Raw genomic sequence first — 362 nt, forward strand, 5'->3', positions numbered from 1 at the left:
AAGGGTGAGGTCGGCAGTTCAAATCTGCCCAGACCCACCACTATAAAGGGGCCTTAGCTCAGCTGGGAGAGCGCCTGCCTTGCACGCAGGAGGTCAGCGGTTCGATCCCGCTAGGCTCCACCATCTCCTAATTCGATGAAAGACTAGTGACAAGTGCATTTGTGTGTACTTATCACTGTTCTTTGGACAGTACGCTCTTTAACAATGTGGATCATGCTGATGCCAAGTCCATGACGGCATAACACCATGACATCACTTCTTCGGAAGTGCGTCATGTGTCGTGAAGCTTAACGTCATGGCAATTAGAGATACGTCTCAAGCGTATCCGGCGAATCGAACGCAATCGATGATCAGACCCTTTG

The 362-nt window shown here is 50.3% G+C and carries 1 tRNA gene; it reads left to right on the forward strand.

What is annotated here, in order from left to right:
- Positions 1-47 precede the first annotated feature (47 nt).
- Positions 48-123: transfer RNA gene (locus C3Z11_RS00050), tRNA-Ala, on the forward strand.
- Positions 124-362 lie beyond the last annotated feature (239 nt).

This window comes from Phytohalomonas tamaricis (assembly GCF_003012345.1).
GTDB lineage: Bacteria > Pseudomonadota > Gammaproteobacteria > Pseudomonadales > Halomonadaceae > Phytohalomonas > Phytohalomonas tamaricis.